The following is a 16,338-nucleotide window of genomic DNA, read 5'->3' on the forward strand; positions in this document are numbered from 1 at the left end:
TTATGTTAAAATCAATCACAAAAAGTGTAGGTCTGGTCGCTCTGGCTGGCATGACACTTATGAGCTGTAGCAAATCAAATCCAGATCCTGCCGAACCAACAGATCCCACTGAAGAGGTAGGTGGAAACTTTGCAATTAAGTTTAGTACAGACAATGGATCTTTTATGCTTCCGGTAAAAGACTTAATGTCCGGCACAATATCTCCAGTAGGGGCAGGTACAGATGTTACAAGCATGTTTCCATGGGAAGAAAATGTGATTCAAAAAGGGAAATATTTTTATTCAATCGATCCAAACGCTTCTAAATTTGGTAAATATGCATTTGAAAACGGTGTACTAAAGACTATTCAAGTTATCCCTTTTACCAAATTAACCACTTTGTATATCGGTTGGCATAGCTGGTTAGATGATGACCGTCTAGCTGTAGGCCCACGTAATAGCAATGAATATGCTATTATCAACACCAAAACAATGACTGTAGAGGCAAATGGATCAATAACTTCTGAAAACGATATCCCAAAAGATCACAGTATGCGTATTTACGCATTTCTTCCCCAAGGAAATAAGGTCGTATTAGGCTATTGCTTGTACAATAATGTCACTAAAGTGAGTTATGACGTCACGTACACAGGCGCTGTTGATTACCCTTCTTTTAAGAATTTCAAAAAAACAGGTGAGGACAATCGTTCAGCACCAGTAGGCCCTGTAAGAAATGGCTATTTCCATAAATTCAAAGAAAACGGTTATACATATCTCCAGACATACACGATGCCAGCACTAGGTGGCGGTAAAAATATGCCTACTGGATTCTATCGTATCAAAGATGGTGACGACAAATTAGATCCCAACTACTTCTTTAACATCAGTCAATACCAAGCTGGTGACAACCAACTGGGCGTTGCATATCTAGGTAATGGAAAAGCTTTGCTCATCAGTGCCCATGACACAAAAAACAATGTTAAAGAATGGAATGATTGGTGGTATGCTGCAATGTGGGAATACCTAATTGTCGATGTAAATTCTCAAAAAGTAATCAAAAAGCTAGATTTTCCATTGGTAAGTAATTCCCGTTCAGCCGTTGTCGTAAATGGTAAGGCATATATTGCGGTGAATGATCCCAAAGCGGATGCCATCTACATCTGGGAATATAATCCCACGACGGACAAATTAACAAAAGGGGCGAAAGTACTTGGCGGTGATGCTGATACACCAATGATCTATAATTTAGATTAATCGCCTTTTCAATAGGGCAACGCTTATTGCCCTATTGAATATATTTTAAATCTCTCCAATATTTAATACTATTATGCTCAGTAAAATTAATGCCTGGTTGCACCTCTGGCTAGGTTTGGCAGCGGGTATACCCGTTATCATCTTAGGAATTACAGGCTGCGTACTTGTCTTTGAACATGATATCAAAGAATTGACTACAAACTATATTCAGGTCGCACCGCAAAAACCAGCAGAACAGCTTCCACCCTCTGCGATCTATAAATCTGTTAAGGCTGCACTTCCCAATTATGAAATTGGGAGCTCCTGGTATTACGGACTGGACAAGTCGGTCAAAGTAAGCTTAGACCATTCCGATAGTCTGGTCTATGTAAACCCTTATACAGCCGAAGTCCTGGCCATTGTCAATCATGAGGATTTTTTCCATTTCATGGATGAGGGGCACCGTCATCTTTGGATGCCTGTAAAAATAGGCCGACAGGTCGTTGGCTGGAGCACCTTCATTTTTTTTATACTGCTGATCACAGGCTTGATATTATGGTGGCCGAAGAAATGGAACCGTAGATCCAGAGAACAAAGTTTCACCGTCAAGTGGAAAGCAAAATTCAAACGTGTTAATTATGACCTCCATAACGTATTGGGCTTTTATACACTAACAATCGCATTGGTCATGTGCTTTACAGGACTAATTATGAGTTTTCCCTGGATCCGAAGTTCTGTCGTCTGGGTGACGGGAGGCTACCCCAACAAACCGAAGACGGAAAAGAATAATAAACCTGAGCTTCCGGACCAACCGCTAAATGATGCGCTGGTAGTGGCGGATCAAATCTGGTATAAAGTACGTCATGAGTATGCAAAATTCAATAAGGAAGCTGTCATCGTACACTATCCTGAAAAGGAAGACAAAACGGTATATGCCTGCACGGATATGGCCAACGGAAGCTGGAGAGATCTTACTTTTGACCGTTATACCTTGGAATTAAGCGGACGCAAGCAGGGACCAATTGATGAAGCCAATACCGCGGAATGGCTCATGCGCTCCAATTATGCCCTGCATACCGGTTTTATAGGTGGGATGACCACCAAAATCATTTACTTTATTGCCTCACTTATCTGTGCCACATTACCCATAACGGGATTCTACATCTGGTGGGGAAAGAAAAAAAAGCCAACAAAAAAAGCAAGACGTACACAATTAGCAACAACTTAATCACATCACCATGCCTTATATCCTCCGTTATCTCTTAAGTCTCCTTTGGGTCTGTACTTTATTTTCGAGCCAGGCCCAAAAAACAAATCATATCAAAGGACAGACGGTGGGCGAAGATAAACAGGCCATTCCTTATGTAAGTATTTTGCTTTATCGCGTCAAAGATGGCACCCTAGCTAGTACGGCAGCCTCAGATAGTACCGGAAATTTCAGGTTCACTAACTTAAAAGCCGGCACCTATTTTATTAAAGTCAAAAGTCTTACACACCAGGATACTTTCAGTCCTCACTTCAGGCTGGAGGAACATTTTGACGAATATGATCTTGGCAAGATCCTCTTATTACAAAACAATGCTTATCTCGCAGAGGTAGTCGTCGAAAGAAAAAAACAATTTATCGAACAGCAACAGGACAAGCTGGTTTTCAATATTGAAAACTCAACGCTCGCGGACGGCAACAACGGACTGGAATTACTCAGCAAGATTCCGGGCGTCGCGGTCGACGAAAGTGGCTCGCTAAGTATTAAAGGTAAATCTGGAGCGACGGTCATGATCAATGGAAAAATTACATACCTGTCTGCCGATCAATTGGCCAATCTCCTGCGAAGCACCTCCTCAATGGATATCAATAAAATCGAGGTTATGTCCAATCCAAATGCAAAACAGGACGCCGCTGGATCCGCAGGTATCATCAACATTGTATTAAAGAAAGGACTCAAACAGGGGTTTAATGGTTCCGTATCAGCTAATGCCGGTGCCGGTAGAGGAGCACATCTTGGCGGAAGTTTAAACCTCAATTACCGTACAGAAAAAATTAATGTATTTGGAATTTATAATCAGTATTTCCAGAATCTGGAATACTATAACTCGCTTACACGTTATTTTTATACCGACCGCGGATCCGATCCTGATTCTTATTCGCAGCAGGAAAACACCATTCAGCCCAAACTCCGATCTAATAATTTTAGAGTCGGCATGGACTACAGCATAAATTCCAAACAGACGATAGGCTTCTTAATTAACGGAGGATTTGGAAAATATCCGAAGTACGAACCCACCACGAATAGTCTCAGGAATTTTAATACCGATAATTTAATATCGGCATCCACTACCGTCACCGAAGGCAAGGAGCGCTGGCGAGATATGCTGTACAACTTCAATTATAATTTAAAGCTTAATGATAAAGGTCATGAACTAAAACTAGATCTTGATTTCGTTGACCATTATTCAAAAATGGATCAGCAGCTGAATACGGCATATCACAATGTGGGACCTTCAACATCGCTTGCAAATTCCTCAAGAATCGGTGATATCCCCTCAGACAATCAGGTTTATGTTGCCAAACTGGATTATACACTTCCGCTTCCAAAGGAGTACAAACTCGAAGCTGGCTGGAAGAGCAGTGATGTGCGCACTGAAAACGATCTACATTATGATACATTACAAAATGATCAATATGTTCCGGATCTGGGCACAAGTAATCACTTTATCTACAAAGAGACTATCCATGCGGGCTATGTAAATCTTTCAAAAAGCTGGCATAAGTTTTCAACGCAATTAGGCATTCGGGGAGAATACACCCGTACACGTAGTCATCAGATCACATTGAACGAACAATTTGAAAGATCCTATTTCAAATTATTCCCGGCAGCGTTTTTAACTTATACAGCCAATGACAATCATAAAGTACAGACCAGTTACAGCTATCGCGTGCAAAGGCCTTCATTTTGGGATTTAAATCCATTCAGGGTATACACAGATCCTTTTTCCTATGCTGAGGGAAATTCGAACTTAAACCCGGCCTATGAACACTCCTTTGAATTAGCTTATACTTACGCAAGCAAATATGTCTTAACGCTGAATTATGCACAGCGGTCAAATGTTGTCAACGGAATATTGGGAAGAGATCCGCTTAACCCATATATTACTTTTGAAAGGCCCGAAAATATAGGCTCTTTTAAAAATTATGGTATCTCTTTTATTGCCCCGACCCAATTGACCAGTTGGTGGTCGGCAACACATTTTGCAAACTATTATCGGAATGAATATGAATTACCACAAGAAGATGAACTGATCATTCGCAAAGGCAATACGTTAAGTCTAAACAGTCAAAATTCATTCAAATTGCCCGAGGGCTGGTCTATTGAACTGGGAGGCAATTATGTATCAGGCTTAACGGTAGGGATCAGTCATATCAAAAGCTATGGACAGGTATATTCCGGCATTCAAAAAAATCTCCTCAATAAAAAAGCGACGCTGAAATTAGTCGTTAACGATATTTTCAGAACTAACAATCGACGATATGAAACTATCTCGCCAACCATAAGGCTCATCGGTAGGTCTAATCCAGACAGTAGAACTGCCATCCTGTCTTTCAGCTACCGTTTCGGTGGTTCTCAGAACGCCACAGCACAGCGCGCTACGGGTTCTGAAGACATAAAAAGTCGACTCTAAACTCATGACAGTTAGCTAACTTTATACTAATACCAAATTTTGTACCTTTGTAAAAAATTATTGAAGATGTCGGTCAAGATTGGTGAAAATATTGATTTGGGTGAATTCCCTTTGTTACTAGCTCCAATGGAGGATGTAAGCGACCCGCCGTTTCGCTATGTATGCAAACAGAATGGTGTTGATTTAATGTATACTGAATTTATTTCTTCAGAGGGACTAATCCGTGATGCAGCTAAATCTGTTCAAAAGCTCGATATTTTTGAATATGAACGGCCTATCGGTATCCAGATATTCGGTGGAGATATTGAAAGTATGCGTCAATCAGCTGAAATCTGCACAAAAGCAAATCCAAATCTCATCGATATCAATTACGGTTGTCCAGTTAAAAAAGTGGTCTGTAAGGGAGCCGGTTCTTCCCTATTGCAAGACATTGATAAAATGGTTGCAATGACCAAAGCTGTTGTTGAAGCAACTCATCTCCCCGTGACAGTAAAAACACGGCTTGGCTGGGATGATAATACCAAAAATGTATACGAAGTAGCTGAACGGTTGCAAGACGTCGGTATCAAAGCATTAGCGATACATGGCCGGACCCGTGCGCAATTGTACAAAGGTCAGGCTGATTGGTCTATGATCCGTGACATCAAACGCAATCCGCGCATTCAGATTCCAATTTTTGGTAACGGTGATGTGGATTCAGTCGAAAAAGCAGCGGCCTGGAGACAGGAATACGAAGTGGATGGCATTATGATCGGCCGTGCGGCTATTGGTTACCCTTGGATCTTTAGAGAAATCAAGCATTTCTTCCATACAGGCGAGCGCTTGGAGGGGCCTACAATTGCCGAACGCGTTGAGGTTTGTAGAACACACTTAAACAAATCCATTGAATGGAAAGGTGATAAATTAGGGATCTTTGAAATGCGGAGACATTACGCAAATTATTTCAAAGGAATTCCAAATTTCAAAGAATATAGGATGAAACTTGTTAGTCTTCAAAATCAAGCAGATATACTTGAAGTTCTTGATGAGATTGAACATTCGTTCATGCCTGAATTCATCTAAAAAATAACAAAGGCGATAACCTAACAGTTACCGCCTTTGTTTTAATATGAAATTATCTTCTTCGTATTAATTTCATCAGCGCATTCTTTTCAAGGAAAAAAGTAACACCGAGCAGCAGCAATAACATAGCGTTTCCTATCCAAATATTACTATGGAAAACTTGAAAGCTCAACCACGAAATCAACAGCCCTGCTCCGAGATAGACAGCGATCTTGATCATCTTATAGGGTATGGGGTAATACTTCTGGCCCCAGTAAAGTGAAAAAGCGATCATGACTAGATATACTACTGTTGTTGATAAAACAGCCCCAACATAGGAATAAGTTGGGATAAGCCACACATTGAGCATAATTGTAATTAGCGCCCCTATTCCCGAAATGTAAATAGCATAACGTGTATGATCAGTCAATTTATACCAAATCGATAGATTCATATATATTCCAAGTAGCACATAATTGAATAAAAGAATGGGGACAATTTTAAGTCCAGTCCAGTATGTTGCGACCTCTTTTTCATTACCTTCAATAAAATACTTCAGCCAATCCAAATTCACTGTCAAGCCGACCATTGCGATAACCATAAGGATAACAAAATACTCCATGATTAGGGCATAGGTTTTCGATGCGTTCTGGTTTTTTGAATATGAAAAGAAGAACGGTTCGGCCCCTAATCTAAAAGCTGTCACAAATAAGCTTAGGAATACAGACAATTTAGCAACCGCGCCATATATACCCAACTCATCTTTCCCCGCCTTTCCAGGTATCAATTTTAGAAAGAACATTTTGTCTAGATTCTCGTTAATAATAAATGAAATATTGGCGACTAGAATTGGGAAGCTATACTTTAACATTTCATTCATTAATTTTCTATCTAGACTAAATCGGAAAGTTAACAATTCAGGGAGCAATAGGATTAGTGTGACAATACTTGCGAAAAGATTGGAGATAAAGACATAACCGATCCAACCCTCTTTGAACCATGTGCCAGCAAAATCCGCCCAAAATGTATACTTATGTACCCAATCCGGCAAGAACAAAATAAAAAATAGATTTGAAATCACGGTAATACCGATATTAACAAATTTCAATGCACTGTATTTATAAGGTCTGCCTTCTGCCCGTAGCTTTGTAAACGGGACAACGGCCAGCGCATCCGCAACAAGGATAAAAGCAAAATACTTAATGTACTGTTCATATAGATCCACTTCACCCCCATCCGCAAACCATGAAGCGATAGGTCTTGTGAAAACAAATACAGACAACAATAATACTCCTGAGGTAAATAAAGTAATAAAGAAACTATTATTGTAAACTTTATTCTTATTCTGTGGTTCAACTTTCTGTAAATACCGGAAATAAGTTGTTTCCATTCCAAATGCTAGAATAGCATTCAGCATGGACATCCATGCATAAAAATTAGAATAAATTCCATAGACCGCTGCATCCTTAAATTTACGGAGATAGAGCGGGGTCATCAGGAAACCTATCATTCTTGAAACGATAGTAGTCACACCATAAATAACGGTATCGCTGAGAAATTTCTTAATTGTCGACACTGGGCTTTAGGATTGAACTCTTTTAATCACTTCAAAATTAGAAAAGCCTTTCAGTTCGCCTTCCGTAACTTCAACAGCTTCAACATTTGCATCCTCTGGACCTTCCTGGCAGAAGTCCAACAATGAATCAAGGGCAAAATCGTCCCCCTCGGCCTCCATGTAGACAGACCCATCCTTTTGATTGAGCACAAAGCCTTTCACACCGACCTGATCCGCAACAGCTTTGGCCGTCAATCGAAAAAAGACTCCTTGTACTTTACCTCTTATTGAAATATTCAAATGTTTCATAAGAGCAAAAGTACAGAAGTTTTTGTGGAATTAAATACTACGCTAAACGTTTGACTTTAACTTTATCTGTTAAACGCAAGTTTTCCATACCCTCAAGCAGGACAATCCCCGGTTTTTTGCCGATTTCCAAAGATCCATATTCATCCTCAATATTCAATGCAACAGCTCCGTTGATTGTTGCCCATTGGATTGTTTGCAAGAAATCCAAATCTTCGAAATGTTCATGCAATACCTTCAGTTCTTCCAATACCGAAAGTGTATCATTCGACGCTAGGCTATCCGTACCAATCACTAACCGTTGTCCCGCGTTTATAAAGTTTTGAACCTTAGGCAGGTTCCCTTCAATATATAAATTTGCTTTTGGGCACAGGCACCATACAACATCCCGGTCCATTCGTTCTACAAAATCCAGATCTTTTAATGAAGTATAGGTATTATGGACCAACAACAACTTATTCGGATAAGGTAAGTAAGGTAAGTAAGACTGGATGGAGTTTCGGGCTTGCGCTTTAATAGAATCCGCATTCTTTCCGATACTCTTATAGAAATCCAGAAATTCACCTGTTTTGTATCTAAACAATTTATTCTCTTCGTCACTCTCCTGATTATGAATACTAATGATATTAGTCTCAGGCACCGATTTTTTAAATTTCTTAAAAAGAACTTTCGAACACGAATAAGGTGCATGTGGCGTAATAGACACATGGCCATTTCTAAATTCTTGTGTTAAAGACTTGGCTTCTTTAAGTTTAAAATCAGCTTCTTCAGGTTCAACCCCAATGACCTCCACAAAGGTATGATAAAGTATTTTTGAATCTTCCTTCAGTTTAGAAGAATTGTCCGTATTTGCATGGTCTCCCACCACTACGATCCCATTTTCATACATCTCTTTATCCGCTTTCGACATCGCATCATCCATTTTCTTCATAGATGCACTACGTGAAGTCATGACTTGGCTAAGGAAATTGGGAAGACCGGTACCTTTAGCGACCACGCCTTTCATATGTGACAATTCAAGATGGCAATGGGCATTGATAAAACCCGGAATAATTACTCCCTCATACCGCTCGATTTTGACTTTATCAGTCTGTGTGAATGAAGTAGGGTCATAGATGCCTTGAATTACCCCCTCCTCGTCTACCGCTACAATACCATCTTTTATAGGCATTGAGGTAATCGGTAGAATATAATTTGCGCTTAAATACTTTAACATTTTATCTCCTCACTCTCAAATTAATAACTAAAAATTTTTGACCGAATATAAATACATACTAACAGTAGAAAATTCTATACCAAGGTACCTAAAAAGAACAACAAACACCAAAAACAAGCCTAAACGTAAAATTTTAAACCAAAAGGAAATTATTGCATATTTTACAAAAAGTCTACTTTTTGTAAAAAACACCATCTTTATATATCATTCCGATTTTAATTTATATATTCGCAACGTCGATTAGGGGTGCCTTGTTTTGTCAGAAACACAAATAAAGGCTGAGATCATACCCAACAGATTAAGTTCTGTGCACCTGATCCAGGTAATGCTGGCGGAGGGAGAGGTTAGTTAAATAAAACGGTCATGGTGACCCCTTGCCATGATTTGTTTAACTTAAACAAAATACATCAACATGATCAAATTTTTGATTTGTAGCGTTTTAGCTACTTCTTTAAGCCAAATTGCTGTTGCCCAGCACAATTTGACGATTAAAACCGTAGATAAGGATACACAAAGGCCGCTACAGAATGCATCGGTATCCATAGACGGACAGACTTCATTTACAACCAAATCTGACAGAGATGGCCTGATCAAATTATATAATATCGCAGATGGAAAACATGCCATTCAGGTCTCGTTTGTCGGATATCAAACCTGGACCCAAAACCTAAACCTCCAACGGGATATGGAATTGACCGTTCAGCTCGATCCAAAAACAATTCGTACCGAAGAGGTTCTTGTGGTATCCACCAGAGCTAAAAAGAATGCACCGACCACATTCAGGAACATCTCAAAAGAAGAGATTTCTAAGAATAATCTGGGACAGGACATCCCCTATCTCTTGAATCAAACACCTTCTGTTCAGGTAAACTCCGATGCAGGAGCCGGCATAGGATATACAAACATGACGATCCGTGGATCTGACAACCAGCGGATCAATGTAACCCTTAATGGTATTCCATTAAATGATGCCGAAAGCATGGGTTCATTCTTTGTCAACCTCCCTGACTTCGCCTCATCCACAGAAAGCATCCAGGTACAGCGGGGAATCGGAACATCTACCAACGGGGCCGGATCCTTCGGAGCTTCCCTGAATATTCAATCAAATACATTAGCAGAGAAACCTTATGCCGAGCTCAATAATTCATTCGGGTCTTATAATACCTGGAAAAATACAGTAAAACTCGGAACCGGTTTGATCGATGACAAGTTTGCTTTCAATGCCCGCTTATCCAGGATCAGCAGTAATGGTTATATCGAAAGAGGTACCTCAGACCTACAGTCCTTCTATATCGATGGAGGTTATTATGGCAAAAAACACACCTTAAAAGGAATCGTATTCTGGGGAAAGGAAAAGACCTACCAAGCCTGGAACGGCGTCCCGGAACCTTTGATCACGGGTGATAGATCTCGCATGGATGATTACGCTGACAATGGATTATACGTATCAGGCACAGAAAAAGATCGCTTTATGAATGCAGGAAGAAACTATAACCTATATACCTATAAAAACCAAACGGACAACTATACGCAGAAGCATCACCAGATTCACTATACCAATATCCTCAATGACAAGCTCACACTGAATACCGCACTACATTATACACGAGGCTATGGCTATTATGAGGAGATGAGACCCGGTGATAAATTAAGTAAATATGGTTTGCCTGATGTCATCCTCGGTAGTGATACCATAAAAAAAACAGATCTAGTCCGCAGAAGATGGTTAGATAATTATTTCTATGGTATGACCTACGCATTGAATTACAAACCGAATGACCAACTTGAAATTACCTGGGGTGGAGCATACAATCAATATCGGGGAAAACATTACGGTGAAGTAATCTGGGCACAGTACGCTTCCAACGGATTTATAGACGACAAATATTACTTCGGAAAATCGCAGAAAAATGACTTCAGCAACTTCCTAAAGGTAGATTACAAATTGGATAAATGGATCTTAATGGCCGACGTCCAGTACAGAAATGTAGACTATCACATGTATGGGGACGATGATAAGGTCAAAAACTATAATTACCACCCAAAATTCAATTTTCTAAATCCCAAAGCAGGAGCAACTTATCTGTTAAATGACCATGCAAATGTCTATGCTTCCTACGCTTTCGCGCAAAAGGAACCCGTCCGAAAAGATTTCATAGAGAAAAACAGCAAACTTCCGGATCCAACGCCAGAAAAAATGCAGGACATTGAAATTGGGTATAGATTCACCAATACCAAATTCAATATTGGATTAAATGGATACGGGATGTTTTATAAAGACCAGTTGATTCCAACAGGCGAGATCAGTGATACCGGTGCTCCCATCCGACAAAATGTGAAAGACAGTTATCGCATCGGGCTGGAATTTGACGGAGCCTGGAACATCAGCAAGCAATTGAGCTGGAAGGCGACAGCCAGCTTTAGTCAAAACAGAATTAAGAATTTTGAAGAAATTGTGAAAGATATAAACGGTGTCAGCCCCGATACCAAAATTTTCTATCCAAAGACAGATATTGCCCTGTCTCCAAATACGATTATATCCAGCAATTTTTCTTATAGCCCTATTGAGCCGCTCACATTTTCATTGCTGTCAAAATACGTAGGACGACAATACCTCGACAACTCATCCACAGAAGAAAGAAGCATTTCCTCTTATTTTGTCAACAATTTGCTGGCAAACTATAATTTTACGGCTTTAGGCATCAAAAACATTAGTGCGACTTTACAGGTCAACAATGTCCTCAACGAAAAGTATGAAACCAATGGCTACACCTTTGGTGGAATGGACGGAGATACCAGAAAATATTACAATTTCTACTTCCCACAGGCACCTACAAATTTTATGTTAGGCCTGAATATCAAATTCTAAAGTTAGGATCCTATATATTAAGGGCCGTCTTGTCTTAAATAGATAAGACGGCTCTTTATTTTGGCAGCAATAAATGTTAGATTGGATCGTGTTTGACGATGGGAATTTTTAACTTTGGTTTTATACTTTTTATTATGCGTGCAGTAATACAACGGGTAAAACATGCTTCCTGTACAGTGGACGACCAGATCACCGGGCAGATTCAAAAAGGTTTGGTGATCCTATTGGGAATAGAAGAAGCCGATACAATTGAAGACTTAAAATGGCTGGGACAAAAGTTCGTTAACCTACGGATTTTTGAAGACGAGCAGGGACTAATGAATAAATCCATACAGGATATCGGCGGTAATATCTTACTGATTTCCCAGTTCACCTTATTCGCTCAGACAAAAAAGGGAAATCGGCCTTCGTTTATTCGGGCAGCCAAACCTAATACCGCCAAACCGCTTTATGAAGAAATGGCCAAATTACTTTCCCAACTGATCGATCAGCCTGTTCAGCTCGGCTTATTTGGGGCTGACATGAAAATCAATCTATTGAACGATGGTCCCGTTACTATCATTATGGATACAAAAGATAAGGACAATTTTTAAACTACTTAATCCGAAAAAATGACAATCAAAGAAGCACAGGAAGTAATTGATAAATGGATCAATACAACGGGGATACGCTATTTCAATGAGCTGACAAATACAGCCATGCTCATGGAAGAAGTTGGCGAAGTCGCCCGGATCATGGCCAGACAGTACGGCGAACAGTCTTTCAAAAAATCAGATAAAGAGGTTAATCTGGCTGATGAGATGGCAGATGTATTGTTTGTCTTAATGTGTCTTGCAAATCAAACGGGTATAGACCTGACCGATGCACTGGAAAAGAACCTTCAAAAGAAATCCATTCGGGATGCAGACCGTCATAAAAACAATGAAAAATTAAAATAACACCTTTGTGTTCCATCGGTGTCCAAGGTTTAATATTAATCTTACGCACAATTTTAGAGCAGATATTATGAATAAACTATTTATTTATTCGCTAGTAGGAAGTTTACTATTCGCTTCGTGTTCCAGTACCCGCAGGCAGTTTGGTTCACATAGGACCAGCCCTGCCACATTCAACAAAGCTGCTGTAGTCACTGCCCACCCTCTGGCCTCCGAAGTCGGATTAATGATTCTGAAAAAGGGCGGAAATGCAGTTGATGCTGCTGTCGCCGTACAGTTTGCTCTTGCTGTTGTCTATCCCAATGCAGGCAATATCGGTGGTGGTGGATTTATGCTATACCGCAATAGTCAAGGTCAATACGATGCCCTGGACTTCCGGGAAACTGCTCCCAAAAAGGCGCACCGGGATATGTATCTGGATGCACAAAAGAATGTTATTCCCGATTTGAGCTTATACAGTCAGCTGGCATCCGGTGTGCCCGGTTCTGTTGCCGGAATGTGGGAAGCACATCAAAAATATGGAAAGCTGGATTGGAAAGAATTACTCTTGCCCGCGATAGAACTTGCGCGGAAAGGTTTCAAGATCAGTGAAAGGCAAGCACGCGAGTTTGAAGATCATAAAGAGCGATTTATAAAGCTGAATCCCACTGGTGCCGCAATTATCAAAAATACAACATGGCAAACTGGTGACCTATTTGTACAGGAAGATCTTGCCAATACCATCGAACGAATCGCCAATGAAGGACGCGATGGCTTCTATAAAGGAAAAACGGCTGATATGCTCGTCGCCGAAATGAATAGAGGCAAAGGCATCATTACCCATGAGGATCTAACGAGCTATCAGGCACGCTGGCGTGCCCCGATCGCCTCAAGCTATAGAGGGCACAAGGTTACTTCCATGCCTCCACCATCAAGCGGCGGGACCTCCCTATTGGCTTTATTAAAGTCAGTTGAACAATTCCCGCTTCGGCGCTGGGGCTTTCAGACGGACTCCGCAATACGTGTCATCGTTGAAGCGGAACGTCATGTGTATGCAAATAGGGCAAAGTATTTAGGGGATCCCGATTTTATCAATGTCCCTGTGCAGCAACTGATAGATTCCACGAAAAATGCAGCTAAACTAAATCCGTTTAATTTTCGTCAGGCGACTTTAAGCAAAAACGTCAATGCAGATGTCATTCCGGGTTATGAGAGTGAGCAGACAACCCATTTCAATATTGTTGATGAGCAGGGAAATGCTGTTGCCATCACCACCACACTCAATGATTCCTATGGATCCGGGGTCATCGTGGATGGTGCAGGATTTTTATTGAACAACGAAATGGATGATTTCTCGGTAAAGACCGGCGTACCCAATATGTATGGCTTGACCGGAGAAAAAGCAAATGAAATTCAGCCCGGGAAGAGAATGCTGAGTTCCATGACACCGACCATTTTAGAAAAAGATGGCAAACTATTTATGGTGGTAGGGACACCAGGCGGATCAACGATTATTACCTCCGTTTTCCAGACCATATTAAATGTGATCGACTTTGGTCAAAATGCACAGGCCGCCGTGAGCTCACCCCGCTTTCATCATCAGTGGTTACCTGACCGCATTGATGTGGAGAAAGATGCGATTGATACAACACTTCGAGACAAATTGACAAAGGATGGTTATGTGATAAATCCCCGGGGAACAATAGGACGTGTAGAAAACATTCTTATCCTTCCAAACGGCAAATTGCAGGCCGGTGCCGATCCTCGTGGCGATGATACTGCAAAAGGATATTAAACATCAAAACAAAGGCTCATCTGGAATTCCAGATGAGCCTTTGTTATATATCAGATGGTTGGATGATCTTACATCATTCCACCCATACCACCACCCATCGGAGGAGCACCAGCACCTACAGGGTTTTCTTCAGCCTCGTCAGCCAATACACACTCTGTTGTCAACAACATTGAAGCAACTGAAGCTGCATTTTCCAAAGCAATACGAGATACTTTAGTAGGGTCGATTACACCTGCTGCGATTAAGTTCTCATAACGGTCAGTACGTGCATTATAACCAAAGTCAGCTGTACCTTCTTTTACTTTTTGAACGATCACCGCACCTTCGATACCTGCGTTATTACAGATTTGACGTAAAGGCTCTTCGATAGCACGTTTGATAATGTCAATACCGATTTGCTCATCTTCGTTTTCACCTTTAAGGCTTACCAAAGCTTCAGTAGCACGGATAAATGCAACACCACCACCAGCAACGATACCTTCTTCAACGGCAGCACGAGTTGCATGTAAAGCATCATCAACACGGTCTTTCTTCTCTTTCATTTCTACCTCGGTAGTAGCACCTACGTACAATACGGCAACACCACCTGACAATTTTGCCAAACGCTCTTGTAATTTCTCGCGATCGTAGTCAGAAGTTGTTGTTTCGATTTGTGAACGGATTTGAGCAACGCGAGCTTTGATGTCATCTACGTTACCGCCACCGTTGATAATTGTCGTATTATCTTTGTCAACTTGAACTTTTTCAGCTTGACCCAAATAAGATAATTCCGCATTCTCCAATTTGAAACCTCTTTCTTCAGAGATTACTGTACCACCAGTTAAGATAGCGATATCTTCTAACATTGCTTTACGACGGTCACCAAAACCAGGAGCTTTTACAGCTGCCACTTTCAGTGAACCACGGATTTTATTGACAACTAATGTCGCAAGAGCTTCACCGTCTAAGTCTTCAGCAATGATCAACAATGGTTTACCAGTTTGAACTTGTTTTTCCAAGATAGGCAACAACTCTTTCATGTTGCTGATTTTCTTGTCGTAGATCAAAATGTAAGGGTTATCTAATTCCGCTTCCATTTTGTCAGAGTTCGTAACAAAGTATGGAGATAAATATCCACGGTCAAATTGCATACCTTCTACAGTTTTTACTTCTGTTTCAGTACCTTTTGCTTCTTCAACAGTGATAACACCATCGTTACCAACTTTTTCCATCGCTTGCGCGATCAAAGAACCGATTACCTCGTCGTTATTCGCAGAGATAGCCGCTACTTGTTTGATTTTGTTGTTATCTTGACCAACTTCTTGAGATTGAGATTTCAAGTTGGCAACAACAGCTGCCACAGCTTTGTCAATACCACGTTTTAAATCCATTGGGTTAGCACCTGCTGCTACAGATTTAATACCCGGAGCAACGATTGCTTGTGCCAATACAGTAGCCGTAGTTGTACCATCACCAGCTTGATCAGCAGTTTTGGAAGCAACTTCTTTTACCATTTGAGCACCCATATTTTCTAAAGCATCTTTCAATTCGATTTCCTTCGCAACTGAAACACCATCTTTAGTGATTACCGGTGCACCGAATTTTTTCTCAATAATTACGTTACGTCCTTTTGGACCTAATGTTACTTTAACAGCATTAGCTAAAGTGTCTACACCTTTTTTAAGGGCCTCACGAGCCTCAACGTTATATTTTACTTGTTTTGCCATTTCTTTAGTATTGAGTATTGAGCTATTGGTAGTGAGACTCTAATA

The 16,338-nt window shown here is 40.6% G+C and carries 12 protein-coding genes; 8 read left to right on the forward strand and 4 right to left on the reverse strand.

Features of this window, described 5'->3' with window-relative positions:
* Positions 1–2 precede the first annotated feature (2 nt).
* From DCO56_RS24175 to dusB, 4 genes are all read left to right on the forward strand, one after another.
* The gene (locus DCO56_RS24175) at positions 3–1,232 is read left to right on the forward strand and encodes a hypothetical protein (RefSeq protein ID WP_108636263.1); all 1,230 of its coding nucleotides are present in this window, start codon (positions 3–5) and stop codon (positions 1,230–1,232) included.
* 73 nt (positions 1,233–1,305) lie between these two features.
* On the forward strand, positions 1,306–2,439 hold the full coding sequence (locus DCO56_RS24180) for a PepSY-associated TM helix domain-containing protein (protein WP_108636264.1): 1,134 nt from the start codon (positions 1,306–1,308) through the stop codon (positions 2,437–2,439).
* A 10-nt stretch (positions 2,440–2,449) separates the two neighbouring features.
* Complete coding sequence (locus tag DCO56_RS24185; RefSeq protein ID WP_108636265.1) at positions 2,450–4,891, forward strand: outer membrane beta-barrel family protein; 2,442 nt, start codon at positions 2,450–2,452, stop codon at positions 4,889–4,891.
* Positions 4,892–4,957: 66 nt separating this feature from the next.
* A complete protein-coding gene (gene dusB / locus DCO56_RS24190) occupies positions 4,958–5,953 on the forward strand; it encodes a tRNA dihydrouridine synthase DusB (protein ID WP_108636266.1) in 996 nt (331 codons plus the stop codon).
* A 52-nt stretch (positions 5,954–6,005) separates the two neighbouring features.
* Here dusB and DCO56_RS24195 read toward each other — a convergent pair whose 3' ends face one another.
* The 3 genes from DCO56_RS24195 to DCO56_RS24205 are packed head-to-tail and all read right to left on the reverse strand — an operon-like array spanning position 6,006 to position 9,009.
* On the reverse strand, positions 6,006–7,508 hold the full coding sequence (locus DCO56_RS24195; protein WP_108636267.1) for a lipopolysaccharide biosynthesis protein: 1,503 nt from the start codon (positions 7,506–7,508) through the stop codon (positions 6,006–6,008).
* Positions 7,509–7,514: 6 nt separating this feature from the next.
* Positions 7,515–7,796: an acylphosphatase gene (locus tag DCO56_RS24200; protein WP_108636268.1), complete on the reverse strand. Its 282-nt coding sequence runs from the start codon at positions 7,794–7,796 to the stop codon at positions 7,515–7,517.
* A 37-nt stretch (positions 7,797–7,833) separates the two neighbouring features.
* On the reverse strand, positions 7,834–9,009 hold the full coding sequence (locus DCO56_RS24205; RefSeq protein WP_108636269.1) for an amidohydrolase family protein: 1,176 nt from the start codon (positions 9,007–9,009) through the stop codon (positions 7,834–7,836).
* Positions 9,010–9,421: 412 nt separating this feature from the next.
* On the opposite strand from DCO56_RS24205, the gene DCO56_RS24210 reads away from it, so the two are divergent.
* From DCO56_RS24210 to ggt, 4 genes are all read left to right on the forward strand, one after another.
* Positions 9,422–11,878 (forward strand): TonB-dependent receptor, encoded by a 2,457-nt coding sequence (locus DCO56_RS24210; protein WP_108636270.1) that lies wholly within the window; start codon positions 9,422–9,424, stop codon positions 11,876–11,878.
* Positions 11,879–12,012: 134 nt separating this feature from the next.
* Complete coding sequence (gene dtd, locus DCO56_RS24215; protein ID WP_108636386.1) at positions 12,013–12,471, forward strand: D-aminoacyl-tRNA deacylase; 459 nt, start codon at positions 12,013–12,015, stop codon at positions 12,469–12,471.
* Between the two features lie 18 nt (positions 12,472–12,489).
* A complete protein-coding gene (locus tag DCO56_RS24220; RefSeq protein WP_108636271.1) occupies positions 12,490–12,816 on the forward strand; it encodes a nucleotide pyrophosphohydrolase in 327 nt (108 codons plus the stop codon).
* A 67-nt stretch (positions 12,817–12,883) separates the two neighbouring features.
* Positions 12,884–14,587, forward strand: a complete 1,704-nt coding sequence (gene ggt, locus DCO56_RS24225) for a gamma-glutamyltransferase (protein WP_108636272.1) — start codon at positions 12,884–12,886, stop codon at positions 14,585–14,587.
* Positions 14,588–14,655: 68 nt separating this feature from the next.
* Here ggt and groL read toward each other — a convergent pair whose 3' ends face one another.
* Positions 14,656–16,293, reverse strand: coding sequence for a chaperonin GroEL (gene groL, locus DCO56_RS24230; RefSeq protein WP_104385281.1), 1,638 nt, complete (start codon positions 16,291–16,293; stop codon positions 14,656–14,658).
* Positions 16,294–16,338: the final 45 nt, after the last annotated feature.

This window comes from Sphingobacterium athyrii (assembly GCF_003071065.1).
In the GTDB taxonomy this organism is placed as follows: domain Bacteria; phylum Bacteroidota; class Bacteroidia; order Sphingobacteriales; family Sphingobacteriaceae; genus Sphingobacterium; species Sphingobacterium athyrii.

Excerpts from the sequence above, each read along its gene's own strand:
- dusB (WP_108636266.1), top strand. The coding sequence starts at position 4,958 with ATGTCGGTCAAGATTGGTGAAAATATTGATTTGGGTGAATTCCCTTTG.
- DCO56_RS24200 (WP_108636268.1), bottom strand. The coding sequence starts at position 7,796 with ATGAAACATTTGAATATTTCAATAAGAGGTAAAGTACAAGGAGTCTTT.
- DCO56_RS24185 (WP_108636265.1), top strand. The coding sequence starts at position 2,450 with ATGCCTTATATCCTCCGTTATCTCTTAAGTCTCCTTTGGGTCTGTACT.
- groL (WP_104385281.1), bottom strand. The coding sequence starts at position 16,293 with ATGGCAAAACAAGTAAAATATAACGTTGAGGCTCGTGAGGCCCTTAAA.
- DCO56_RS24175 (WP_108636263.1), top strand. The coding sequence starts at position 3 with ATGTTAAAATCAATCACAAAAAGTGTAGGTCTGGTCGCTCTGGCTGGC.
- DCO56_RS24205 (WP_108636269.1), bottom strand. The coding sequence starts at position 9,009 with ATGTTAAAGTATTTAAGCGCAAATTATATTCTACCGATTACCTCAATG.
- DCO56_RS24220 (WP_108636271.1), top strand. The coding sequence starts at position 12,490 with ATGACAATCAAAGAAGCACAGGAAGTAATTGATAAATGGATCAATACA.
- DCO56_RS24210 (WP_108636270.1), top strand. The coding sequence starts at position 9,422 with ATGATCAAATTTTTGATTTGTAGCGTTTTAGCTACTTCTTTAAGCCAA.
- DCO56_RS24180 (WP_108636264.1), top strand. The coding sequence starts at position 1,306 with ATGCTCAGTAAAATTAATGCCTGGTTGCACCTCTGGCTAGGTTTGGCA.
- dtd (WP_108636386.1), top strand. The coding sequence starts at position 12,013 with ATGCGTGCAGTAATACAACGGGTAAAACATGCTTCCTGTACAGTGGAC.
- ggt (WP_108636272.1), top strand. The coding sequence starts at position 12,884 with ATGAATAAACTATTTATTTATTCGCTAGTAGGAAGTTTACTATTCGCT.